Genomic DNA, 25,199 nt, shown 5'->3' with positions numbered 1-25,199 from the left:
GTCCCAAATAGCTTAAGATAATTTCTATTGCGAAAATACTGATTATCAAAACTGGGGTATATATGGTTATTCAAACCGATGGGTATCTTGCTTTAATTGAGCACTTAGCATTTAACTTGAATGTATTTACTAACCAACAAGGTAATACCGGTGATGAAAGCATAGAGGACATTGTGACCGATATGATCTCATCGAATATCATGGCAGTATTTGAGCAAAACCCTGAGTTACATGCCAGTGTGCGCTTCCAATTGCTTAAAGAAGCCGATCTTGTCGTTGCTGATCTTAATGAAGTATTAGCTGGCGTTTGGTCAATGAAAGCAACGAATGAGCAAGTTACGTTTCTGGATGAGTATGTTAGTTTAGTTAAAAACTTGTTCGATACTGCCGTTGCTAAATATGACTAATAGTCTCTAGAAGTGTTATGACTTTAGATTAAAATCCGACGATACTGCCAAAATACTGAGGCCCAGTAGGGGTTGTCAATCCTTGAAATAATCACACCTTTTGAACTCGAAGCATGCATAAACTGTTTATTTCCTAGATAAATACCAACATGTCTCGCGCTTTTCGAAGTTTTAAAAAAAATCAAATCACCAATTTTTAAATCGGTATGCTTGACTCTAGTTCCAATCTTACTCTGTTGTGCGGTTGTTCTTGGCAGTAATAATTGCTGAGAATTAAGGAAAACCGATTGAATAAAAGCAGAACAATCAACGCCTTTGAAGCTATTACCACCAAATTTATAGGGAGTGCCATGCCATTTCTTATACTCTGTCATTAATTGTAATTTTAAATCCAATGATGACTGTGCTGTATAGGCTGGTGGCTTTGGTTTTACTTTAGACTCTGGAGGCGGACTAGCGCAACCAGAAAACATGAGAATACTACTGATTATTAGAAATTTATAGGTCATATATCTTTACTTTGTGATGTTCTAAAAGGTTGCGTTAACATTTTATCAAGTCGCTGTTCTGATGGGCGTCGAAATTCAGGTGTACCAATAAGCATGGCATCATGACCTTGCTGTGGCTGTGCGCAATAGGTTGAAAAAATTCTATCCCATATGGCAAGGCAGAAACCAAAATTAGAATGAGTTTCTTTTTTGATAATGGAATGATGGACTCTGTGCATATCTGGAGTGACGATGAGTCGTCTTATCCAGTGATCGAGTTTGGTCGATAGACGAGCATTACTATGATTAAACATAGCGCTGCCATTCAACGTAATTTCAAAAACTACAACCGCTAATGGTGAAACGCCCAATAAAACGATGCTGGCAATTTTAATGCTAAATGATAAAAATATTTCAATCGGGTGAAAGCGAGCGCCTGTAGTAACATCTATATCTTGATCAGTATGATGCATCTTATGTAACCGCCATAGCCATGAAATGCGATGAAAAAGAACGTGCTGAGAGTAAATGATCAAATCTAAGAGAATGACAGAGATAAGTAAATTAGTTACTGAGCCAAATCCTAACCAGTGCAGAATCCCCACATCATGTTTTTGTACCAGTAATGCCACTTCAAATGCACTCATCGGTAAAATAATGAGTAGTAAGCTATTAGCTGTTACTAAACTGAGGTTATTGAACCAGCGAAATGTTTTAGCTTGAGTCAACGTTTTACGTGGTCGCTTTATTTCCCAACATGCACAACTAAGCAATATGGTAATGAAAAAAAACAAGCGCAGACTGAAAGGGTCTTGCATTATAAGTTCCTTCTATGAATTTATGGTGACTCTCAGTACAATTGTAACCACTATTTTTATCAGTAAGTAACTTTTCATGCGAATTAATGCTTTTCATCGCCTTTATCAGCACCGTTTGTCTATTTCAACTAAGCCTTTCAATGCACGCGGCGCGAAAGTGGTTCGTTGCCAATACTGTCAAATTTCAACGGCTAACTGTATTTGTGAGTTCCAACCCAATATTGAAACTCAAGTGGCAACGATGCTGCTTGTTTCTGATAATGAAGTATTAAAACCGAGTAATACTGGGCATTTAATTGTTGATGTAGTTAAAGAAAGTTACGTTTATCAATGGAATAGAACGGAACCCGATGAAGAAATGCTGGCGTTATTAAATAATGAAAGTTACCAGCCTGTCGTCATTTTTCCTGAAGAGTATGTTGATGATAGATCAAGAGTTATTGATGATATGAAGACATTTACCCATCAATTAGATTTGAATAAAAAGCTGCTGTTGATTTTTTTAGATGGAAGTTGGCGAGAGGCTCGTAAGATGTTTCGCCGCTCAGATTATCTGCATGCTTGCCCAGTACTTTCTATTCGTCCAGATTCTGTCTCTCAATATTTAATGCGAAAATCAGAAAATGAACAGCACCTTTCAACCGCAGAGGTTGCGAGCTTAGTTCTATCTGAAGTTAATGAGACCAAAGCGGCAGATAGCTTGTCTTTGTGGTTTGAGGTGTTTAAAGAAAGTTATATGTTAAGTAAAACACGTTACAAATCAGATTTAACGCGTCCTTTTTTACAAAAATGGCTTGAGTTTACCAATAGTAAGTAATCAATAGTGTGAATTTGACAAGTATAACAATCTTGCAACTATCTAATAATTATGAAGATGTTGCAGTCAGTCACAGATTGTATAGGCTGAGATATGGATAATAGAGAGTAGTTGATTATGTCATATTATCTAGTATTGGGTGTTTTAAGGAGAGATTCATGTATTACGGCTTTGATGTCGGCGGCACTAAAATTGAATTTGGTGCGTTTAATGAGAAATTAGAACGTGTAGCAACAGAGCGAACTCCAACCCCTGGTGATGATTACGCAAAGCTTATCGAAACGATAGCGCAACTTGTCACTAAATACGACACTCAATTTGGTGTTGAAGGCAAAGTTGGGCTTGGTTTACCTGGAATGGAAGATGCCGATGATGCAACAGTATTAACGGTTAATGTTCCTGCAGCGAAAGGCAAGCCACTGCGTGCAGATTTAGAAGCAAAAATTGGGCGTAGCGTCAAAATTGAAAATGATGCGAACTGTTTTGCACTTTCTGAAGCATGGGACGAAGAATTAAAAGATCAGCCTTCTGTTATGGGGCTAATTCTAGGTACAGGCTTTGGCGGTGGTTTTACCTATCAAGGTCAAGTATTCTCTGGACGTAACCATGTTGCAGGTGAAGTTGGTCACATGCGCTTACCAATCGATGCTTGGTTCCACTTAGGCGAGAATGCACCATTACTTGAGTGTGGTTGCGGCAAAAAAGGGTGCTTAGATAGTTATTTATCAGGTCGCGGTTTTGAATTGCTCTATGCTCATTACTTTGGTGAGCAAATGAAGGCCATTGATATTATTAAAGCCCATGCACAAGGTGAACCTCAGGCTGTGGAGCACGTTGAGCGCTTTATGGAATTGCTGGCCATCTGTTTTGCGAATATATTTACCGCAAATGATCCCCATGTCGTAGCATTAGGTGGTGGTTTATCTAACTTTGATCTTATTTATCAAGAGATGCCAAAGCGTATACCGAAGTATTTATTATCAGTGGCGAAATGCCCAACGATCATAAAAGCCAAACATGGTGATTCAGGTGGTGTTCGTGGTGCTGCCTTTTTAAATATTAAATAATGCTCTGCTTAGTACAGGCTTCAAAATAAAAAAAGTCCGAGTTAATACTCGGACTTTTTATTAGACGGATTGCTTGTTAATACAATGAAGATTAATTCAATTTCCCCTCATCTAAACTCGTCGCAAGCCAAACTAACGGGGCATTCCAGTTGATGGTGATTTCATTCATTGTCCAGGCGTCTTTTTGGTCTGTATAACAAGTTTGTCCTTGGCAGTGTCCTTTCATCGATCCAGCAATTGGGTCACTAAAGCTTATCGAGTTAGGACCACCAATTAATGCGCCAGGCGCTGGCTTAGGGTAGTTTTCATCAGCATCAAAAGCCCAGAAGCGATGATGAGGTTTTTGAGCATAATTAGTACCGTAACCGGTGATATAAGAGATGTTCATTGGGTTCGCACCTAATAAGTAATCCATAGCATTAGCCGCAGCTTTTAAGTAGCTTATATCATTGGTAAAGTCATGAGCATAAGTTAAAAATATCCCTCTATTCAATAAGTTGGAATTTGATCCCCAAGGATACTCTTCAACAGAGTAAGGGATGTGATAGCCCTCGTTTACCATCTGATCTTTAAAAGCACTGGCACTTTTTACAATTGCCATACGTGCCTTTTCTATTTCTTTATCGGCTAATTCATTCGGGACGACAGCGAGACTAATCGTGCCTAGTGGGGCGGTATATTGCCAGAAAATATCGCCAGTCGATTCAATATCACCAACAGGAGTATTTAAGTATAAAGGGGATGCTTTGATATACTCTGCGTATTCAGGTTTGCCCGTTGTAATAAATAACTCCGCTGCCGCCCAGTAAAATTCATCCGCCATATCAGTATCATCATATGGACCTGAACCTGTGAAGTTATCATAAGCAAATATTTCAGGGTGTGCATTTGCAGCTAACCATGCATTTTCAGCAGAAACTAAACATTGGTTTGCAAATTTAGGATCAATATCTTGCCAAATACGCGCGCACTGACCTGCAATAGCAGCAAGGTTTAATGTCGCTGCAGTACTTGGCTGACCGACATAGCGTTTTTGTGTGTCTTCATGTGGAGCAAGTGGCGACCCTGTCCAGGCTTCATCGGCCACTTTATGGAATGCTAAATAAGAAGCGTCAATTTTACTTAGAATAAGATCTTTATTTGCTGATTGGTCACCCATTGGGGCGAAAACTTGCTTTCCTTGAGGAATTTGCATCGCCAACATAAACTCAATGTTCCAGCGAGCTTCAGAAATAAGGTCATTTACGCCATTGCCACTTTCAGGTATTTTTGCTGAGCCATCTGGGAAGGGAGTAGGGGCATTATCAAGCCAAAGCCCTCGTTCATATAAGTTAAGCAGTGTCCAAGTTGAAATACCAGAGTTAACGGTATATTTACCATGATCTCCAGCATCATACCAACCACCGGTGACATCAACATTAAAATCACACCCTGGCCATTTATTACCCCAAGTATCAATTTTATCAAAGCAGGTTACCGTATCTTTATCATGGCCCGCAGGTCTAGCTAACTTAGGCTCTTGAACGAACTCAGGTTTGATCTCAATACCGCTTCTGTTCTGATAGAAATAGGATAAAGCATCATATTTTAACTGGCTGTAAATATTAGAATTGATATCAAACGGGAAGGCTTTGTCATTCTCAACTTGAACGGTCAACCCCGTTAATTCTTCGGTTACTTTTGATAAGTCGATACGATGTAAATGCTCACCTGAAGCTGCATTCAGCCCTGTTGGTGTTGTTCGCCCCATATCAATATTGATGCCTTGACCATTACTCATTGTCCAGCGTAGAGGATCTTTAGAGTCTGATGCGACGAAAATGAATTTATCAGCTGAAGGCAAAAAGCCAAGTTGATTAGCACGAACGTTGGAAACGTCTTTAATCTCTATATAAGGTTGCCCCTGCAGTGAGACGTTGCTGACACAGATATTGGCTTCTTTTTGTGCCCCCATTTGAAATTGAAATTCCGTATTAGCATCACTTGGTAGGGTTTGGGTAAACTTGTATTGGTAGGATTGCTTTTTCGTGCCGATAGAAGTCTGTTCGGCAATATAATGCGTGTAAGGTGCGCCTTGATGTTGAATGAGCGTTTTTACTTCTGTTTCTACGTTGGCATAAGCATCAAAAGTGATGACATAATCTTCGCCTTCAGCAAGACCAATGCCGCCATGGCCCAAAATAATATTCCAGGAGTTTTCACCTGGATTTAAAATATTCATGCAGGCTTGATTGTCAGCGATAGCGACCTCTCCACCAGCAGACCACCAACCATCAATATTACCTTCGAAGGTACCATTACGAATCATCTCTTGAGTCGCAATAGCGGGGCATGAAAGAATCATTGAAAGCGGAACGAACCAATACTTTGTCATTAATAGTGACCTCTTAGATAAATTGATACCCCCAAGATAATAATGAAGAGAGGTATAAAATATGCGTGAGGTTGATAGTTGTGACGCTGTATTAGAAGAAAAGATCAATTTGTGATTGAGTTAGCTTAATAAATATCCACTGTGAACCTATTTCATCGTAGTGTTCTATTCTTAGGTAGGGGTGAATAGGTGATTTGATCAAACAATAAATAAATATGCATGATAATCTCATTTTCTTTTGTGGACTAATTCACTAAAATAAACGGTTGCAATTAAGGAGTGACGAATGACGAAGTCTTTATTTCGTGTATCTTTTCTATCTGATAGTTTAGATTTTAAACATGACATGCCGTTTAAACAGTGTACCTTGCCATCTGGCGTTCAATTAAAAGTTTACCATCGTGGTGTGCTTGAGGTTATTCCTGCTCATTATTCACCTAAACATAAGAATATTATTATTTCTTGTGGTATTCATGGCGATGAAACAGCACCTATGGAGTTGATTGATAGTTGCATAAAAGACATTGAGTCAGGTTTTCAACCGGTGAATGCTCGTTGTCTCTTTTTGATAGCTCACCCAGAGTCAACCAATCAACATACACGTTTTATTGATGAAAATCTCAATCGTTTATTTGATAATAAGTCGAGAGAAGAGAGTGTAGAAGTTAACTTAGCCTCTAAACTTAAGAATATAGTGCATGACTTTTATGTAGGGACAGAGCCTTCAACACGCTGGCACCTAGATTTACATTGCGCTATTCGATTATCAAAACATTACTCCTTTGCTGTTAGCCCAAAATCGCGCCATGCCGTAAGAAGTCGGGATTTGTTTGATTTTATTAAGAGTGCTCATGTAGAGGCTGTTCTATTATCGAACTCTCCCTCGAATACCTTTAGCTGGTTTTCAGCAGAGAATTTTGCCGCTCAAGCTTTAACAATAGAGTTGGGGCAGGTCGCAAGGTTAGGTGAAAACAACTTAGATAAACTGATTGGTTTTGATTTAGCTTTGCGTAATTTAATTGCTGAAAGCGAACCTGAGCACTTACCAAAAAGTACGGTTATGTACCGAGTTAGTCGTAGTATTGTGCGGACAAGTGAAGATTTTGACTTTATGTTTAAAGATGATGTAGAGAATTTTACGGAATTTAAGCATGGTCAAGTCTTTGGGCATGATGGAGAGCGTTTGATCATGGCCAAAAATGAGAATGAAGCGGTTGTATTTGCTAATCGTTATGTGGCCGTTGGGCAGCGAGCTGCACTAATGGTGTGTGCAGTACAGACTCGTTATGAAAATGGTCAGTTAGTTTATGATTGATAGTATCAAATGATGTAAAAAAGCCTCAGTTTATCTATCTCTTTATGGTTAAAACGCTATAAAAGAATAGCCACTGAGGCTTTTGATTGAACGTTATTACTTGGCTAATGCTGATTTAGGTGTATTAATTTGATTAAAATAAAGTTTTGTCTCACTAATCACGACATGGCGGAGCAAAATCAGACCAATAAGGTTTGGAATTGCCATTAAGCCATTAACAATATCAGCTATAATCCAAATCATATCTAGCTGCAAGAAAGCACCAGAAGCAACCAGGCCAATAAAAATCACTTTATACGGCAATACTGCTTTCGTACCAAACAAATATACTACGCAGCGCTCTCCGTAATAGTTCCAGCCTAAAATTGTCGTAAAGGCAAAAAACATCAAGCCAATTGATACCATCAGTGGGCCAAGAGTTTCAGAGCTTAAACCTAATGAAAATGCATGTGTTGTCATTGCTGCACCAGCAAGATCACTTTGCCAAACATCGGTAAGAATGAGCGTTAAACCTGTCATAGTGCAAATAATAATGGTATCGATAAAGGTTCCTGTCATAGAAATCAGACCTTGTTTTACACATGAGTCAGTTTTCGCGGCTGCTGCTGCAATTGGTGCGCTACCTAGTCCGGACTCATTGGAGAAAACACCACGAGCAATACCCGATTGGATTGCTAACATGATACTTGCACCTAAGAAACCACCACTTGCAGCCGTTGGTGTAAAGGCTGATACAAGTACTAACTCTATAGCATTACCGAGTTGGTCGATGTTAGTAATAAGCACAGTAAGACAAGCTAAAACATAAAATACGGCCATGAAAGGCACGACTTTACCTGCGACTTTTGCAATCGATTTGATGCCGCCAAGGGTAACAAACATCACTAAAATAGTTAGGACGATCGCTGTCATTTCACGCGGAACACCAAAGGAAAGGTGAGAAGCATCTATAATGGCATTGACCTGAGGGAAAGTACCAATACCAAAGCAAGCAACGCTTAAGGCACAAGCTGCGAATATAATCGCCAGTACTTTAGAGTTAGCGCCATATTGCAAGTAATACATAGGACCGCCAACCATTTGGCCATTGCTGTCCACTTTACGATATTTAACAGCAAGTAGACATTCTGCATATTTAGTTGCCATGCCAAAAACGGCGGCTAACCACATCCAAAATAGCGCGCCAGGACCACCCATTTTTATAGCGGTAGCAACACCAACGATATTACCAGTACCAATAGTGGCTGACAGGGCAGTACAAAGGGCTGCAAAGCTAGAAATATCACCTTTGCCTGATTGATCTTTTTGGAATAATAATTTTAGCGCAGTTGGTAGGTATCTAAATTGTAATAGACCTAAGCGAAATGTGAAGTACACACCAGTGCCGACCAGTAGTGTAAGAAGTGGTAAGCCCCAAACAAATTGGCTGATTGAGTGTAGTGTTGATTGTAGGTTAAGCATGGTTTCCCCTTAATAAAAACAAATGCGCGATGACATATCGACATTAATTTAAGGAGAAGAGTGAAAGGGCAGTTAAAAGCAGTGTTAACTTTCTAACTACTTAATACAGTTACTTGGTCACGACTCTAAAATGAATACATTGTAGATGCGTATATCCGTTGAAATATTAAGGCTGTTATTTTCACTCCTCTGTCCTTTTGCCTGAGAGTTTCACTTTGTTACTCATGATGAGTATAAAGCTTGCTCCTTCGGCGACCGAATTAACGATTCTCTCCAGAGGTTCCTCCAACAACAGTCCGTTTGCCTGAAATAATTAATTCTTCGGCGGGTATACTAGGTATACCTCTCTCCTGCAGTCTTCATCGGAACAAATGCACGTATTTTTACTACGAGCAAAGGTTAAATAATAATGCTGGTCATTATTATTGATGCGACTCTAACATGAATTTTATAAAAATCGAGTAAGTTTTGTATAAATTTAGATTATATGCTTAAAAAATCAGCATTGTTGGCGTTTGCTGGGGGTGAAAATAGATAAAGCAGCCCATCTGAGCTGCTCTATAAATCGACAAGCATATTTTATAACGAGGCGAGGCTAACCAAAAAGCTAGCGTTTCTTTTGAGGTGTGTTGCTATTTTTCTTATGCTTTGGTTTGTAGTTTAAAATCGAAAGAGGAATTGGCTTTTTAGGGGCAAAACCTTCAATTTCTTTACGTGTAATTAAGTGACCTAAACGGCTTTCGATCATGCATAGGTTCTTAAAGTCATCTTTCGATACAAACGAAATCGCTTCACCGGAACTTCCCGCACGACCAGTACGACCAATTCGGTGAATATAATCTTCAGCAGGGTAAGGTAAGTCGTAGTTGACCACGCGAGTCAAATTATCGATATCAATACCACGCGCAGCAATACCGGTCGCGACTAATATTTTTAATTGTCCCGATTTAAAGTCGGCCAGTACCTTAGCTCGTGCATCTTGACTGCGACCACTATGGAAGGCTTCTGCTTTAATTCCGCGCTTTTCAAGTTGCGAAACCAGTTTTGCAGCGCCATGCTTAGTTTCAATAAAGATTAATGCTTGATCCCATTGATTCTCATTGATTAGGTGACTAATTAGCGCTGACTTTTTATCTTTATCAACCGTAACAAGCCATTGATCAATAGTGGTTGCTGCCGATTGATTTTTAATAACAGAGATTTCAATCGGGTTTTCAACCGCCGTTTTCGCTAAAAAACGTACTTGATCAGAGAGGGTTGCTGAAAAAAGTAAGTTTTGGCGCTTAGGTGGTAAACGCTCAATAATTTTATTAATGTCTTCGATAAAGCCCATATCTAGCATACGGTCAGCTTCATCTAAAACAAGAATATCGAGCTCATCAAAATGCACAGCTCTTTGAGTGTACATATCTAAAAGTCGACCTGGGGTTGAGACTAAAATATCAACACCTTCAATCAGGCGTTGCTTTTGCTCTTTATAGTCGACACCACCATACATAGCTAAAGACTTAATGCTTAAGTTTTTGCTGTATTGCTTAATATTATCTTCAATTTGAATCGCAAGTTCACGTGTTGGTGTCAGAATTAAAGCACTGATTCGCTTTGGTCTAACTTTGTAGCCGTCATTCAGCATTTCTAAAATTGGTAGAACAAAGCTTGCGGTCTTACCTGTTCCCGTTTGGGCTGCTGCAATGACATTTTTCCCCGTCAAAATTGCAGGTATTGCTTTATCTTGAATAGGGGTAGGGCTTTGGTAGCCAACATCAGAAATGGCTTTTAGGATTGGGTCACATAACCCAAGTTTCGAGAATGACATATTAACTCTCAGTCAATAATAGAGACACAATAACGGCGTATAATGCACGTTAATAATAAGTTTATAGTTTAGCATGAAGAGAATAATGTGAGGTAGTTATTGATCTAGTAATAAAAAGCGAAGTTTTAATCGATAATTGACTCATTTACGTATAATACACATAAAACTCACAAGGTTGTGAAGCTTTTGCATGGGTAAATAGTATAGAATAGAAGATAATAAGGAGTATTTTATGACTCGATTGATCGCTATTGCATTTCTGATGGCTCTCGCTTTTGTTTTATTTCGCTATAGATTGAATGAAAACGTTCAAAAAAGTGTCATCTTAAGCATGAGCATTGGTTTTATATCGTATATTGCATTTGTAATGATTACTGAATTAATTCGGTGATTAGCCTTAAACTTTAATGGAGTAACTTTGTGGTTCAGCAACCTGGTTTAGAAGAACAAGATAATGTTGTTGTTATCGAAGAAAGAGATAAAAATAGCCTATTTTACATAATCGTTGCTGCCATTCTTGGCTTAGCATTGGGTGGTTTAATTGGTTCATTGGCAACTCAAAAGCAATGGGAAGCTCGCTATCAGATCTTAGAGGATCAATACCATCAGCAACAAGCGAGCCAATCTCAATTGGTGAGTGATATTGAAAAACGAGCAGCAGACATTGACTCTCAACAACAAGAACAAATTATGCTGGCACTGGAAGAGCAGTCTGAGAAGCACAAGACTGAATTAGCGAAAGTGCAATCCATGACAAGAGAGTTAGAGAAGATTAACTTATCTTTAGAAGAGCAATTAAAGAGCCAACAATCTGAATTGGTTAAGACAACAGAGAACAATGATAAACTCACGCGCCAAGCGGATATCCAAGCGAGTATGTTCGATCGTTCAAAAGAGCTATTTTTGCGTGAAGCCAGTATTCAAAAAGATCTTGAGAAGCTTGAGCAAGAAAAACAGTCATTGTTGCCAAAGCTGAATACACTGAGAAAAGAGTGTGATGTCTATTTAGAAGGCACATCATGGGATTCTAAATCAGATTCTTGTGATAAGCAGGATGAGGCAAATTCAAGACTCAGTCAGATTGAACAACTGATATCGATACATTTGATGGACTTAAAACAAATCAAACGCTTAACCGATGAGTTAGGTATTAATTAAGTGTCATTGAATAAACTAAAATTTGGATGAGTTAAAAGCCCTAAAGCAATTTGAACTGACCCCCAATAGTTGGACACCAATTATTGGGGGCTTTTTTATGCTTACTGGCTACGATGACTCTTAATGAAGTAGTGCAGAGCAATAAAGCCCCATAGCAAGGTTTGCAGCCACATCAGCGTATATTGTTCGCTTATATGATGTAACTCTGCCCCCATTTGGTTCATCGATAGAAAGGCTTGTATTGCCGGTGTGCTTGGAAATAGTTGAGACAACCAGACCAGTCCGGCAGGGATTGATTCAACTGGCCAGATAAACCCAGCTAAAAAAATCAAAGGCATTGAACTAATTAATACGACTAACGTGACTAGCTCTCTTCTTGGAAGAATAGCGCCAAGTAATATACCAATAAAACTGGTGGATAATAAAAAGGGCAGTAAGAGTAGCGCCAATGATGACATTGCGGCTAATCGACTTATCCCATACATCTCAAAACTTGCTCCAAAGTAATACAATGCCAACAGATAATAAACTAGTGTTAATGCCAATACCCGAGCACTTATGAGCTTAATAGGCGAGATACCTAGCCAATAGCCACTTTCTGTTTTTTGTGTTCCACCGATTAACCCAGCAGCCATTGCTAAGGTCTGCTGTAAGATGAGAACAAACACAGCAGGAACAACGTAATCTATATAGCCCATTCGCGGGTTAAATGTCGGTTTGGCGTTAAGTTCAACAGGCGTAAATTGTTGGCTAGCTAATGAGAGTGGTGTGCCATCCATCATCAATTGGCTCACTTTAACTTGTGCGGCTAATGTGCCTCCAGCTTGGCCTAACCCTTCAACAACCGCACCATAGATTAAGAAGTAAGAAGCGTCACCGGCGTAGGCAAGTGTTGGGCTTTTACCAAGTAACAAATCTTTATAAAAATGCTCTGGAATGACCAATATGCCACTGACATCTTGATTCAGTAGGGACGTTTTTGCCGCATTTATAGTGTGGTCCCTTTGTACCACTTTAACTTGCGCTGTCGCATCAACCATTCGTTCTAATTGAAAGCTTGCTTGGCTTTTATCTAAATTGACAACAGAGATAGGTAGTTCTTGAACCGTTTGATTACTATAAGGTAAAGGGTAAAGGAATGAATAAAAAATCACACCACCAAAAACGGTTAAAGAAACCACCGGATTGGTAAACATACTTTTTATTTCACGCAACACTAAAGCAAAAAAAGTCATTTTTCGTCTCCTTGCTGATTTAAATGCTTACGTGCAAATAAGAGCACCAATACTAACGGAATGAGATAAGCGGTCATAGGCACTAATTGCACAAGCGAATCAACCGTCGAAGTCCCGTAACTGACTTGGTTCACTTGAGCTTCAATATAGTGGCTGATAGGTAACAAACTTCGCCACATTTGCGCCAACATATTCATATCGGATGTGGGAAACGTTATCCCCATGAATGCAAAGCTTGGGGCAGTAAAAGCACCAGCAAAACTCATTGCTCTTGCAGGATCTAGTGTCATAAAAAAGAAAAACGCTCCCATAATCATACAAGCGATGACGGTCAGTAATTGGGCAAACAGTAAGACTCCCCAGTGACCGGCAAAGACCCATTTAAAACCCAGATAAAACCAACTTAAAAAAGCCACACCAAAGAGCATAAATAGCACAATATAACTGGATAACGTTCTCCAAATTGAGGTTAAAACACCATGCTCTAGCCATTTATGCAATCCGTAAGTTCTATGATTGGCTGTTAATATCAGGATTGTGCATACCACGATCATAATTTGCCACAAAGCAGGCACAATCGATGAGACTAGAAATTGTTCATAACTCGTATTGGAGTTAAACAGAGGCGTTATTTGGGTTCGAACAGTGACAGCTTTACCTAGTGCTTGTTTTAACGTGGTATCACCATGTACGAGCCCTTTAGCGACACCAAGTTGAGCATTAAATGTTCCCTGAGCTTGCAGCGCTGCACCGTTAATAATTCGACCAACAAGAATAAATTGGCTATTAAAAAAGAGCGAAACCTGTGGTGGCAGTGCTTGGTAGATACCCTTATCAAAATTACGGGGTATAACGAGGTAACCATAAATGTCCTGGCTTATCATTGCTTCTTTTGCCTGGCTAACATCGTCAAACTGCTGCGCGACCGATAAACTCGATGATGCATCATAATGGCGTATTAGAGAGCGTGATAGTTGGCTATGTTGAAGATCGACAACACCGATTGGTAACTCTCTAGCAATACCTTGTGAGAAAATCCCCCAAATCAGTAATGCGAGAGCAATAGGTATCCATGTCAAGCAAGATAATAACCATTTATCTTGCTTAATTATCTGCCATTGAGTTGAGATCACGGCTATTCCTTATTACTTTGTTTCAGTAGGTAGTTGTTTCAGTGGGTAATTCGACCACTAGGCTCATTCCCATTCTTAGCTCGACGGAAGGATCAGTAGGACGAGCTTCTATTTCGAAGGTTCTAAGATCAAAGCCTTGACTAGCATCGGTTGATCGCCATGTGGCAAAATCGCCCATTGCTGCAATATGTGAAACCGAGAAAGATAAGGTTTCTTGTAGTGCTGGTAGGTAAGCATCAAAGGTTTGTCCTTTAGAAAAAGCACTAAGTTGATCTTCGCGAACATTTAATACCGCCCAAGCATCTTGGGTATCGATAACAGTGACAACAGGGAAACCTTGCGGCGCCAACTCTCCACTATTTAACAAAACCTGGGATACTTCACCATCAAACCAACTGTAGATGCTGGTATCTTTAGCGTATGCCTCAACTTCAGCCACGGCTCCTGCTGCCATGCGTTCTTTTTCAGCCGCGGCAATTTTTGTTTCATCGCGGGCACCTTCTTTTGCAAGCTGGTACATTTGAAATGCAGCACTTTCAGTGTATTTAGCCGCTTGCCATTGTGTTTTTGCTTCATCTCTTTTTTGTTCAGCAATTACACCATCTTTATACAAGTTATTGATACGATTGTAGGTTTTTTCCATTAGCTCTTCAGCGGCCTTGGCCTTATGCCATTGATCTTTAGATGCCTGTACTTGTTGTTCACGAGCACCATTATTTGCCTGGAGCGCAAGAGCTCCCGCTGCTTTTTGACCGGCAATCGCTTGTTCAAGTTTGGCATCAATTTCAGGGCTTAATAGGGTGAAAATTAACTGACCTTTCTCTACGTCATCTCCTTGTCTTACTAATATTTGATCAATTCGTCCCGGTACTTTTGATGAAATAGTATATTGCTTGGCTTCAATTTGACCTTGTAAACGAATAGGTTGTGGTTGGTAAGCTTGATAAAAGTTATAGCCGACCCAGCCAATGACACCTAAAGCAACACTTGCGAAAATAAATGGTTTGATAGATTTCATGCTGGATCCTTATTGATGAATGCTGTGTCTTTGGTAATGGCATTATTTTTATATTGAGGGAAAGCAGTCAGTTCACTACTTAGTGCTAATAATTTATTGAGAGAGAGCAGGTATTGGAATCGAGCAACAGATTGCTGAGTTTCGATACTAGCGAGATAAAGTTGAGCATCAACAACCTCTAAGGAAGTAGATAGACCTTGATTAAATGCTTTCTGGCGTAGATCTAAATTTTCATAAGCGAGCTTGAGGCTTGAATTAAGACCACTGGTTTCTTCCATCGCTTGCTGTGCTTCGTAGTAAGTTTTCTTTACTAAAACGGTGAGATCTTGCTTGGCTTGCGCTTTTAAATATTTGACTTGAGATGCGGCACTATGAGCGGCTTTGACATGTTGCGAGCGACCAGTATTTTCAATTAATGGGATATTAACACCGATACCAACAAGCCAGTCCGGTTTTACTTGACTGGCAAGAGAGTCGTCTTCATACAGGCTATAATCACCATAGAGGAAAACTTCTGGGTAATATTTGCCTTTCTCTGCAGCAATTAAGCTTGAAGCCTGTTTCTCTTTCGCATCCAATATGCCTAAACCTGGGTAAGTATTTAAAGTTTGGTCGATAAAGATATTGAGAGGAGGGAGCGAAGTGTTAGTAAATAATTGTCCACTTGGTTCTACAGTCTCTTGTACGCCAAGAACTTCAGTTAATGCCAGTTGAGCAATATCTAGATCTCGCTGCGCTTTTCTTTGATCAACCTTCGCTTTATCGAGCGAAGCTTCTGCTTGTAACCTTTCTACTCGTGCTATTTGACCCTGTTGTTCCAGCTTTAAGGCAAAATCTCGATGATGACGAAGTCCTTTCTCGACCGCTTGACGAGTCTTTAATACATCTTGAGCCAATAGAACAGAGAAATAGTATTTACTGAGATCTTCATATCTTGCTTGTACTTCCATCGCCAGTTGGCTTCGTGCTTCTTCAGACTGTCCTTGCGCAGCATTTTGCGCAGCAGTGATGCGACCACCAGTAAAAATCGGCCATATAGCACGGATAGATGAAGTGAAAATATCTTGCTCAGTAACGGTCGAGGTAACATTGTCAAGTAAAGGAAGTAAACTACCAAAAGTTGGATCTAAGCCACTTAGACTATCTGAAAATTGTTTACCTGAAATAGTCACATCATTATCTAAGTGGGTGTATTTTGCTCCGAGCGTGACGGAAGGTAAATTTAGGTTTTTCGTTGCACTTTGCAAGTGCTGATAACGGTCAACATTGGAACGTTGGGCTGCCAGCGAGTTGTTGTTTTGCTGTAAAATTTCCCATGCATTTTGAAAGGAAATAGGCGCAGCCATAGACGGCACAGAAGCAGAAGCGCTGAGAAGTGCTAGCATTAGTAGGCGAGAATTAATCTTCATAAAATCCCTAAACCAAAAAATAGAGTATTAACTCTAATGTATCAGAAAATATAAGAAATTAATATTTAGTTTAAGACAATGCGGATAATTAGACCATATTAGATAGAATTAGAAGGGAAAATAGACAAAGAACGCATAAAAAAAGTGCGTCCTTTAACTAAGAAAAGTAAATTGAGTGCGGGCTAACTGAATGATGGGCAATGGTGAGATGCACGCCAAATTAACTGATGCGATCCCTGCATAGTATTAAGCAGCTCATGTCCTGACATCTGGGGGAAAGCAAGTAGCACTTTTAGATCAAGAGGTTCAAGAGTGTTTTTTTCGTAAGCCCTAACGTGAGTAAAAGTCGATTTTATATTTTCAAGCAGCATTGCTCTTGTAATACAAATGCCAAAGTAATCGCGTTTCATTGTACATATCCTTCTGACAATGTTATTAGAAATATTAAATGAGAAAAATTAAACTGCATAAATAGTCACTTTTTTGTATGTCTTATATTGTGGTATTAAAATTACAGTTTGTTTATTTATTAATCTATCTGTGGTTATTATACCCAACTTTTAGGTGCTAAATCTAAAAAAAGTATGAAATTAACTTGATATTGATCATGATTACGAATGCTCATGGATTCATATTGTCTATTTGGAAATTTTTATGCGTGTAAACTGATTGTTAATTCCAGTTTTAGCTATCGATAGTGGCAGTTATGTCGTTGTTAGGCTGAGTTAACACTGCTTATTTGGACAGCTAAATTTTTTCTCATTATCAGTCCCTTTAGAGTTGAGTCGCATGTTAAGCTACTTTGTAATTCTATCCGATTGAGTTTTTGTATTATGAATGCGTTAGTTCCGCAATCCAATATCGAAGTTGTTTCAGCAAACTATGAAGATTTAGAAAAGCTAAACGAACTTATGTTTGATTTGCATCACCACCATCATCTAGCTGAACCCGAGCATTTTAAAACAGCGGAAGAGGTGCAAGAGGAAAAAAGTATAGCTCGATATTTAGATGATCCAGAGTGTTTGGTTTATGTCGCTAAAAGTAACCAAGTTATCATAGGGTTTATAACGGGTCATTTTTGTGAACTAATTTCTTCAGTGAGTAAGCCGGTATTTATGGGAAGCATTGATGAGTTGTATATCGTACCTGAATACCGACATGCGGATATTGCAAAATCTTTATTTGATAAAATAGAAACGACCTTTATGTTATATGGTGTAAAGCAGGTATTTGTTGAGGTTTGGGAGTTCAATAGTCCAGCACAGTCTTTTTATAATAAAATGGGCTTTAACAATCATATCCACTGGTTACGAAAGCAATTAAAATCATAAGGATGTATTCAGTGGAAAGTTGTTTCTCTTTTGAAAATAAAGCAGGTGTATTATCGATATTTCTTAGTTTTTTAGCGATTCTAGTACCTATCACAAGCTATGCCAATTCTCTTGCTATCAGTAAGGAGGTTAATGGTGCTTTATGTCTAATTCGTGCTGATGATAAGCTATTGTTAGTAAATGAAAAGGTGACAAAAAGGCTGTCATTACCTGGCGGTCTTATTGATGCTGGTGAAGAACCTTTTCGTGCTGCAGAGCGAGAGGCGTGGGAAGAAGCTGGGCTAGTTGTTACCGCTGTGAAAAAGTTAGGGTACACAGATACCGCGGTAATTTATGATTGCCAATCTGATTCAGAAATTGTCGCTTTCCAATTTGAGAATCCAGCGGGTGGTTCGGTTTTACCGGTTTGGTTTGCCCCTCATTATGGTATTGAAACAAACTCTGCAATGCTTATCTCTCCAGATAAAATGACTTCTGAGCAGTATCGCTTTCCTGAGCAGTGGCAAGGTATTACAGCACTGTATTTAGGCGCAACAAATCAAGCTAGCGTCTATGTCGATGATTTAAAGTTAGCGGCTCCTATTATTCATCAACATGAGCTTAATGGGTTATTATGGCTTAAGTTGCAGTTGGAATCATTGGCGCCTTTTTTCGAACAATCCTTGTTACAGGGTGACGTATTAGTTCAGCCATGGGCATTGGTTTTACTGTTACCAGTCTTACTTTCATGTGCAAAAAAAGCCGTCTTTAATCGCTTTATATTTACTCTTATAACGACAACTTTGCTTATTTTAGTGGCAAGGCAAGGTTTCAGTTATGCACCACCTTACGCTTATATACCGCAGCTTCAATCATTTAATGATGTCGGTTTTAGTTTCCCTAACCTTGCATTAGGTCTTTGGGTTAGTAGTATTATGGTTTTCAAGCAAGCAATATATCCTAGGTACTATCGCAAGTATCATATGGTGAGTGGTTTCATTATTGTATGGATCCTTATCGCTCAGTATTATGCTGGTATGGCTTTTCTTAGTGATGGCATAGTCGGGGGAGTTATAGGCTACTTAGTGGTTTGGCATCTGCAACGTTTAGAAAATAAAAAATCGCTTGATGTTGATATTTTGATCTCTGCTAAATCGACATGGCTTGCACTATCAGCTATTACGCTCGCATTATTTTGTATATTCTGGCAGGTTGTTTTTGCTCAATTGTTTGCAGTTTGTGCATTGTTAACCTTACGCTTATTTATCCCGAAAAAATGGTTGTCTGGTGAACGAAAGCTTTCGTTTAAATCCGCTTTTATTGGTTTACTGTTGATTATTGTTTTTAGTAGCTTAGATAAATTACATTTAACGTATAGCTATAGTAGTTATTACTCGGCAATGATTGAAGTAGCAAGATACCCTGCGTTGCTGATTGCTATGATGCTATTCTTTATACCGTTTAGAAAAAGTAAGTAGAACTCTATAGAACGAATCACTCCCTAGTCGCTTAGCCGGGAATAGGGAGTAATTCGCTAAAAACAGGTATTATACAGTTAAGATAAATTGTTCTATTGCTCTTGCTACACCATGGTCATCATTGCTGGTGGTGATATGATCAGCGATAGCTTTTGTTTCTGCTGTTGCATTATCCATAGCAATGCTTAATCCAGCGTATTTCAACATATGATGGTCATTCTCGGCATCACCAACACATATCACTTCTTCTTGCTTTATACCTAAATGCTCTGCGATCGCTTTAATACCAACACCTTTATTACTTTCAGTGTTAAGGAACTCTAAAAAGAATGGAGCACTTTGTACTATTGTAAATTGTTGATAAAACTCAGCTGGTATCGACGAAAGTGCCTGAGTTAAGCGTTCAGGCTTTGCTACGATCATCGTTTTGATAATAGGGTGGTCATCTTCAAGCGTTGAAAAGTCAAATTCTTTGATAGTAAGCCCGTTAATTTTTGCCTCTAACTCTGTGTATTCACTATTTTTAGGTGTAATTAAGCCATGTACTTGACTAAAAGCATGTACATTGACATCGAGTTTATCAGCGAGTTGTGCTATTTTTTTTGCTGCTTTACCATCAGTGATCTTTGAGTGAATGATCTCATCAGTCGCGACGTTCTTAACCATTGAGCCATTGTAGTAAAGTACGAAGTCTTGGTCCGTGTTAATATTGAGCTCATCCAGTTTGCTTTGCATGCCTTCTAGTGGTCGACCAGATGCTAAAACAACAGTAACACCAAGTTCCTTTGCTTTTTTAATCGCTTCTTTGGTTGGTGCAGAGATGTTTTTTTGACTAGTAAGAAGGGTACCGTCCATATCCAGTGCAATGAGTTTGTACATGATTTACCTAAAAAGAATAAAAGTTAACTTTAAGCATATTTAAACTTCATGACAGTTACTAGTGATTTAAATCAATCAACGTATAATTGATAGCATTTTTGGAATAGTAATAAACTTTATAGTGCAGGGCTTAAAATGAAAAAAGCAGTAGTGGTCTTTAGTGGTGGACAGGATTCAACAACATGTTTAGTTAAAGCTTTACAGGAGTATGATGAAGTACATGCGATTACTTTTGACTATGGTCAGCGTCATAGTTTAGAAATTGAAGTTGCACAAAAGCTTGCCAAAAAATTAGGCGTTACAGCACATAAGGTTATGGATGTTAGTCTTTTAAATGAATTAGCCATTAGTTCACTAACAAGAGATGATATTGCGGTATCCCATGAGTTACAAGATAATGGTTTACCGAACTCATTTGTCCCAGGAAGAAATATATTGTTTTTAACTCTTGCTGGTATTTATGCGTACCAAATTGGCGCACAAAGCGTGATTACCGGTGTTTGTGAAACGGATTTCTCAGGTTACCCTGATTGTCGTAATGATTTTGTTGAGACAATGAATAGTGCTTTGGTAAAAGGTATGGATCGTACATTTACTATTGAAACGCCATTAATGTGGTTAAATAAAGCAGAAACATGGGCATTAGCTGATCAATACAATGCATTAGAGTTAGTCAAGGAACAAACATTAACTTGTTACAATGGCATTATTGGCAGTGGTTGTGGTGATTGTCCTGCTTGTGAATTACGCAAGGTAGGGTTAGCTGATTATTTGAATGATAAAGAAAGTATTATGGCAGACTTAAAAGCAAAGCAGAAATAAGCAGTGGTTCTGGTTAAATACTGAATAAAATATAGTGCGCAATAAATAAATTAAAGCGCACTACTATAACGAGAACTTAACGGCTTATTATAGGTATAGTTTTGCTAGTTCACTTGGCTCTAGCTCTTTACCTTCAAGGCTTTGGTTCCAGTTAATACCGACTAAAACACCATCCTCAGAAAGAGTTAATAGCCAATCTTCAACAAAAATATCAAGAGGGATCTCAAGTACTTCAAAATCAGCCCACTCTTCAACATTATGAGTCATAGCGTCTTCTTTTGATGACCAAAAAGGCATTACTTCGCTGTTTTCAAATTCTGTAGAATCACATGCAAGCCAACCTTCTTCATTGCGAAGTCCCCAAACCAATTTATTGGCAACAGAGTCTGTAATGAAAAGTTCTAAGTTAGCTTGAATATCGGCAGTTAATTTGCTCATGGTATATTTCTCAATAGATTAGACTTAGGTAGAGTATCATTTTACGAAAAGTTGCACACGAAAATTTAAAAAAAAGCGCATAATTATTGTTAGAATTATACGCTTTATATTAATAACTAAGTATTATTTTTTGATTTTCGTGAAAATGGTCCACTCATCTTTGACTTTTCCACTGAAACCTATCACCGTCGCGACTACTTTACGGTTTAGCGCATGGCTGATTTCATCGGTTCCTTTTTCGCCAGGTCGAGTATCACCAAACCCGATGGTTTTTACTCTAGATGAAGCGATACCATAGCTTAGTAGCATATTGCTCACGTTCGCAGCACGTTCTTTTGATAGATAAAGGTTATGATCTGAAGGGCCAGTTTTACTAGCATAGCCTTGTAATTCGATAGACGTTGTTGGATACGCTTTTAAAAACTCAGACATTTGACGTATTTGATCAGTAAATGCTTGGTTTATGACTGTTGAATCATTAGCAAATAAGATATGCAATTGCATTTTTTCTGAGGATTTTACATATTCTCCACAACCGTCATTGTCAAGTTCAGCTGTTGATGGAGTACCAGGACATAAATCACGAGCATTAATAACACCGTCACGGTCATCATCTTGTAAATCATCTTGCTGATTAGCAACGGGTGTATCAATGTACTCATATTCACCATCTTTGTTATCTATATGTGAACATGCAGCTAGACTGACGGTAATAAACAGAGGGATTAGATTTTTAAACATATTAGTACTCCACCTCTTGATTCCATTCTTCTGGAATATCAACTCTTAAAGCAGGAAGTAAACTTCCTGTTGCATTCATTACCCTATATTTTGCGTATTGCTCAGCATATTTAGCATCAAGATAATCTTTTCGTGCTTGAAATAACTCATTCTCAGTATTTAGAACATCAAGAAGAGTACGCTTACCAATTTTGTATTGTTTGCCATAAGCAATAACAGTGTCCGATGCAGCATCAACGTGATCAGATAAAAACTCTTTTTGTTGTACAGTTAAGTCTAATGCACTCCAAGATAGTTTTAAGCCTTCTTCCACTGAACGGTAAGCGCGATCGCGAAGATCTTTGGCTTTATTGAGTTGGTATGCGGCACTTTCTGATAGATCGGCATCAGTACCACCATTATATAGGTTATAGCGCATGCGTATCATTGCGGATAACTCATCGCTACTACCTTTGACCCCTCCAGCATCATCACGCCAAGTTTGCGCAGCTTCAAATGAGATAGTAGGGTAGTTTTTACCTTTACTCTGTTGGTATTGAAATTTGGCAGAGTCAACATCAGCCTTGGAAATTTTAATAACAGGGTGATCAATAAAAGCCGTGTCTATTGCTTGCTCAACAGTTAGTGGTAAAGCGACTTGATCAGCTCTTGGGAAAATTAGACCCTGAGGGGTTTGCCCAACAAGTCGTGTAAATTGCGTATGCACATCGAAAAGGTTATTTTGAGCAGCTAATAAATTACCATGAGCTTTAGCTACACGAGCCTCAACCTGTGACATATCCGCTGTTGAGCCAATTCCAGATTCCACACGCCTTCTGATGTCTCGATAAATCTCTTTGTGAACATCAAGGTTGCTTTCAGACAATGCCAAAACTTCATAAGCTTTCACTGATTCAAGATACACATTGGTAACTTCAAGGGCTTTATCTTGAGCATCAGCTAGTAATTGATAACGAACAGATTCGGCATCTGCTGCTGTTCTATCCATATCATTTAGGGTCGCAGAGCCATCCCATATGAGTTGGCTTAAAGAAATCGTTGCGTCTTTACGAAATAGATCTGGGTCAGAAGTCCCATCAGCATCATTAACATCTTCATAACCTAATCCTGCATCGAGATCAATCGTTGGCCGATAAGCTCCACTTGATGCTTCATGATCATAACGCTTACTCATGTACTCATTAAAAGCACTCTTAAGTTCAGGGTTAGTTGCTAGAGTGATGGCAACGGCTTGCTCTAAAGTTTGACTGTAGGCTGGTAGACTAAGCATCACCAAGCAACTCACTGTTGTCAATCGATTCCAATTCAAAATTATTCTCCTCTCAAAATTAACTTTAAACTATATGTAAAGGTTAGATTTTTGCGATAAATTCAATATTCAAAGAGTCATTAAATTGACAGTGCTTGTAAGGTCATCATTTCTGTAAACACATTAACTTAATGTATAAGTATAGGTGGTATCTGTAATAGGTCAGTCTTAATTGAATGTTTTTAGAACAATTCTTACCTTTGAATCAATAGCAAAATAATCACTAGTTAAATGTATAGCATTATTTGTAATCAAAGTGTTCCTTTTATTGCTGTTTTGGGTGGGAATGATTGCATTATTGTTGTTGTGCTTCGTTATTGTGTATACTATAAACAGTTAATCTGCATCTGACATTATTTTGACGCTACTGTGATGGTGTGGTTGGTTAGAGAATTTTGAGGTAGAACTTATATGAATATTAGTACTTTAATGGCTGAAATAGCGCTTACTGCAGGGCAAATAATTGTCATTGACTCTACTGGTAACGTAAAAGTTGTCAACCCAGGGGAACAATTACAACCTGGTGATGTTATCTTTAATGCTCCCACAGGAAAGTCATTTGATGAAGAGACAAGAGTTTCTTTTATCGCAGGTGATAATCAGGCTATTGATATAACAGATGATGTAGCTGATATATTTGCAGCAATAGAGCAAGGCAATGATCCAACGGCTAATACTGAAGATGCACCTGCTGCAGGCGAATCACAAGGCTCAAGTCTAACAGTGACTGGAGCCGTTGAACGAGACGGTACTGAGAAGCTAGCTTCGACAGATTTCGTGACAAAAGGGTTTGAAAGTTTAGGTTTATCTAAAACACAAATACTGACGATATTAGAAATACTTGATGAGCAAGCTCCAGCTGCACCAACGGTAACAATAGTCGAAGATTTAAATAATGATGGTGTAATAACAAGCAATGAATTAGATGGTTTAGTTAATGTTGTTGTTGAGTTGCCAGACTCTGCTGAGGTTGGCGACACGTTGGTTGTTTCAGACCAACCAAATACCACAATAACTCAAGAACACTTAGACAATGGCGTCCCTTTTGAGTACCCAGTTCCAGCGCCCGATGATGTTGTTGAAGTTGTTGCGACTATTATCGATAAGGCAGGTAATGAGTCAGATGAAGGTAGCGATGATGCAAGGTACATTTTAAGCCCGGAGCTTTCCATTGAATCTGAAGGCATTGTAAATGAAGGTCAAACCGCTCAGTTTTATGTAAGCTTATCTAATGAAGCAACAGAAGATATTACTCTTAATTTAGCTATCGACCACTCTGGAGGTTTTACATCAGAAGTTGATGATGTAGGAGTAATCACTGCTAGTTATTTTGATGATTTAGGTGAGGAGATATTTTTAGTCGTTGATGACCAAGGCAATGTCGTTATTCCTGCTGGTATTACAACAATAAATGTTTATGTTGAGACGATACAGGATGACGTCTACGAAGGCGATGAAACCTTTGGTCTTGTGGTTACTGAAAGTGGTGGCATTACCACCAACGGTGAGACGGGCGTCACCGGTGAGGCGACCATCACTGATGGCGGCAACGGCCCTGGTGATAACCCCGATAACGATAAACCCACCTTATCGATTAGTGATCCTGTTATTGTTAATGAAGGTGACGATGCCGAGTTTACGGTTAGCCTGAGTAGCCCAACCGAAGCCGATGTTGTGGTAAATATCGTGCCTGATACGGACGGTGA

The 25,199-nt window shown here is 38.9% G+C and carries 22 protein-coding genes, 1 pseudogene and 2 riboswitches; of the genes and pseudogenes, 9 read left to right on the top strand and 14 right to left on the bottom strand.

Annotated elements, in window-relative coordinates; translation table 11 throughout:
* Positions 1-62 precede the first annotated feature (62 nt).
* Positions 63-407 (top strand): DUF3802 family protein, encoded by a 345-nt coding sequence (locus tag BCU68_RS05775; protein WP_102563847.1) that lies wholly within the window; start codon positions 63-65, stop codon positions 405-407.
* 23 nt (positions 408-430) lie between these two features.
* Here BCU68_RS05775 and BCU68_RS05770 read toward each other — a convergent pair whose 3' ends face one another.
* Entirely contained in the window at positions 431-916 is a 486-nt protein-coding gene (locus tag BCU68_RS05770) for an NlpC/P60 family protein (RefSeq protein ID WP_102563846.1), read from the bottom strand.
* Entirely contained in the window at positions 913-1,713 is an 801-nt protein-coding gene (locus BCU68_RS05765; RefSeq protein ID WP_102563845.1) for a sterol desaturase family protein, read from the bottom strand. Before BCU68_RS05765 ends, BCU68_RS05770 begins: the two co-directional genes overlap by 4 nt.
* Before the next feature lie 76 nt (positions 1,714-1,789).
* Between BCU68_RS05765 and BCU68_RS05760 the strand changes: the two genes are divergently transcribed.
* Both BCU68_RS05760 and nagK read left to right on the top strand, forming a co-directional pair.
* Positions 1,790-2,530 carry a tRNA-uridine aminocarboxypropyltransferase gene (locus BCU68_RS05760; RefSeq protein ID WP_102563844.1) on the top strand — a complete coding sequence of 247 codons (741 nt, stop codon included), beginning with the start codon at positions 1,790-1,792 and terminating at the stop codon, positions 2,528-2,530.
* 158 nt (positions 2,531-2,688) lie between these two features.
* Entirely contained in the window at positions 2,689-3,597 is a 909-nt protein-coding gene (gene nagK, locus BCU68_RS05755) for an N-acetylglucosamine kinase (protein WP_102563843.1), read from the top strand.
* A 91-nt stretch (positions 3,598-3,688) separates the two neighbouring features.
* On the opposite strand, the gene BCU68_RS05750 is transcribed toward nagK, so the two are convergent.
* Positions 3,689-5,971 carry a glycoside hydrolase family 9 protein gene (locus BCU68_RS05750; RefSeq protein ID WP_198591690.1) on the bottom strand — a complete coding sequence of 761 codons (2,283 nt, stop codon included), beginning with the start codon at positions 5,969-5,971 and terminating at the stop codon, positions 3,689-3,691.
* Positions 5,972-6,257: 286 nt separating this feature from the next.
* Between BCU68_RS05750 and BCU68_RS05745 the strand changes: the two genes are divergently transcribed.
* Positions 6,258-7,286: a succinylglutamate desuccinylase gene (locus tag BCU68_RS05745; protein ID WP_102563842.1), complete on the top strand. Its 1,029-nt coding sequence runs from the start codon at positions 6,258-6,260 to the stop codon at positions 7,284-7,286.
* Between the two features lie 96 nt (positions 7,287-7,382).
* On the opposite strand, the gene BCU68_RS05740 is transcribed toward BCU68_RS05745, so the two are convergent.
* Positions 7,383-8,747 (bottom strand): sodium:alanine symporter family protein, encoded by a 1,365-nt coding sequence (locus BCU68_RS05740; RefSeq protein WP_102563841.1) that lies wholly within the window; start codon positions 8,745-8,747, stop codon positions 7,383-7,385.
* Between the two features lie 186 nt (positions 8,748-8,933).
* Positions 8,934-9,027, bottom strand: a riboswitch (glycine riboswitch).
* A 2-nt stretch (positions 9,028-9,029) separates the two neighbouring features.
* Positions 9,030-9,110: riboswitch (glycine riboswitch) on the bottom strand.
* 244 nt (positions 9,111-9,354) lie between these two features.
* Entirely contained in the window at positions 9,355-10,563 is a 1,209-nt protein-coding gene (locus BCU68_RS05735) for a DEAD/DEAH box helicase (protein ID WP_102563840.1), read from the bottom strand.
* A 420-nt stretch (positions 10,564-10,983) separates the two neighbouring features.
* On the opposite strand from BCU68_RS05735, the gene BCU68_RS05730 reads away from it, so the two are divergent.
* Positions 10,984-11,721, top strand: a complete 738-nt coding sequence (locus BCU68_RS05730) for a chromosome partitioning protein ParA (protein WP_102563839.1) — start codon at positions 10,984-10,986, stop codon at positions 11,719-11,721.
* A 101-nt stretch (positions 11,722-11,822) separates the two neighbouring features.
* Here the strand turns inward: BCU68_RS05730 and BCU68_RS05725 are convergent, their stop codons facing one another.
* From BCU68_RS05725 to BCU68_RS05705, 5 genes are all read right to left on the bottom strand, one after another.
* Positions 11,823-12,956, bottom strand: coding sequence for an ABC transporter permease (locus BCU68_RS05725; RefSeq protein WP_102563838.1), 1,134 nt, complete (start codon positions 12,954-12,956; stop codon positions 11,823-11,825).
* Complete coding sequence (locus BCU68_RS05720) at positions 12,953-14,086, bottom strand: ABC transporter permease (protein WP_102563860.1); 1,134 nt, start codon at positions 14,084-14,086, stop codon at positions 12,953-12,955. Before BCU68_RS05720 ends, BCU68_RS05725 begins: the two co-directional genes overlap by 4 nt.
* Positions 14,087-14,111: 25 nt before the next feature.
* On the bottom strand, positions 14,112-15,107 hold the full coding sequence (locus BCU68_RS05715) for an efflux RND transporter periplasmic adaptor subunit (protein ID WP_102563837.1): 996 nt from the start codon (positions 15,105-15,107) through the stop codon (positions 14,112-14,114).
* On the bottom strand, positions 15,104-16,516 hold the full coding sequence (locus tag BCU68_RS05710; protein WP_102563836.1) for a TolC family protein: 1,413 nt from the start codon (positions 16,514-16,516) through the stop codon (positions 15,104-15,106). The genes BCU68_RS05715 and BCU68_RS05710 overlap by 4 nt, the downstream gene beginning before the upstream one ends.
* Positions 16,517-16,698: 182 nt before the next feature.
* Positions 16,699-16,926 carry a hypothetical protein gene (locus BCU68_RS05705; protein WP_102563835.1) on the bottom strand — a complete coding sequence of 76 codons (228 nt, stop codon included), beginning with the start codon at positions 16,924-16,926 and terminating at the stop codon, positions 16,699-16,701.
* 423 nt (positions 16,927-17,349) lie between these two features.
* Between BCU68_RS05705 and BCU68_RS05700 the strand changes: the two genes are divergently transcribed.
* Positions 17,350-17,847, top strand: a complete 498-nt coding sequence (locus BCU68_RS05700; protein WP_102563834.1) for a GNAT family N-acetyltransferase — start codon at positions 17,350-17,352, stop codon at positions 17,845-17,847.
* A gap of 11 nt (positions 17,848-17,858) precedes the next feature.
* Positions 17,859-19,304, top strand: a complete 1,446-nt coding sequence (locus BCU68_RS05695; protein WP_157935166.1) for an NUDIX domain-containing protein — start codon at positions 17,859-17,861, stop codon at positions 19,302-19,304.
* 69 nt (positions 19,305-19,373) lie between these two features.
* On the opposite strand, the gene BCU68_RS05690 is transcribed toward BCU68_RS05695, so the two are convergent.
* Complete coding sequence (locus BCU68_RS05690) at positions 19,374-20,183, bottom strand: Cof-type HAD-IIB family hydrolase (protein WP_102563832.1); 810 nt, start codon at positions 20,181-20,183, stop codon at positions 19,374-19,376.
* Between the two features lie 135 nt (positions 20,184-20,318).
* Between BCU68_RS05690 and queC the strand changes: the two genes are divergently transcribed.
* Positions 20,319-21,005 carry a 7-cyano-7-deazaguanine synthase QueC gene (gene queC / locus BCU68_RS05685; RefSeq protein WP_102563831.1) on the top strand — a complete coding sequence of 229 codons (687 nt, stop codon included), beginning with the start codon at positions 20,319-20,321 and terminating at the stop codon, positions 21,003-21,005.
* Between the two features lie 87 nt (positions 21,006-21,092).
* Here the strand turns inward: queC and BCU68_RS05680 are convergent, their stop codons facing one another.
* The 3 genes from BCU68_RS05680 to BCU68_RS05670 all read right to left on the bottom strand — a co-directional run bounded on the left by BCU68_RS05680 (position 21,093) and on the right by BCU68_RS05670 (position 23,493).
* Positions 21,093-21,443 (bottom strand): DUF2750 domain-containing protein, encoded by a 351-nt coding sequence (locus BCU68_RS05680; protein ID WP_102563830.1) that lies wholly within the window; start codon positions 21,441-21,443, stop codon positions 21,093-21,095.
* A gap of 123 nt (positions 21,444-21,566) precedes the next feature.
* Entirely contained in the window at positions 21,567-22,184 is a 618-nt protein-coding gene (locus BCU68_RS05675; protein ID WP_102563829.1) for an OmpA family protein, read from the bottom strand.
* Between the two features lies 1 nt (position 22,185).
* Positions 22,186-23,493: a TolC family outer membrane protein gene (locus tag BCU68_RS05670; protein WP_102563828.1), complete on the bottom strand. Its 1,308-nt coding sequence runs from the start codon at positions 23,491-23,493 to the stop codon at positions 22,186-22,188.
* Between the two features lie 411 nt (positions 23,494-23,904).
* Between BCU68_RS05670 and BCU68_RS05665 the strand changes: the two are divergent.
* Positions 23,905-25,199: pseudogene (locus tag BCU68_RS05665) on the top strand (hypothetical protein); the annotation flags it as partial.

Source organism: Vibrio sp. 10N.286.49.B3, assembly GCF_002873395.1.
Classification (GTDB): domain Bacteria; phylum Pseudomonadota; class Gammaproteobacteria; order Enterobacterales; family Vibrionaceae; genus Vibrio.
The sequence above is the reverse complement of the archived record's forward strand: the minus strand, read 5'-3'. Positions and strand labels throughout refer to the sequence as shown.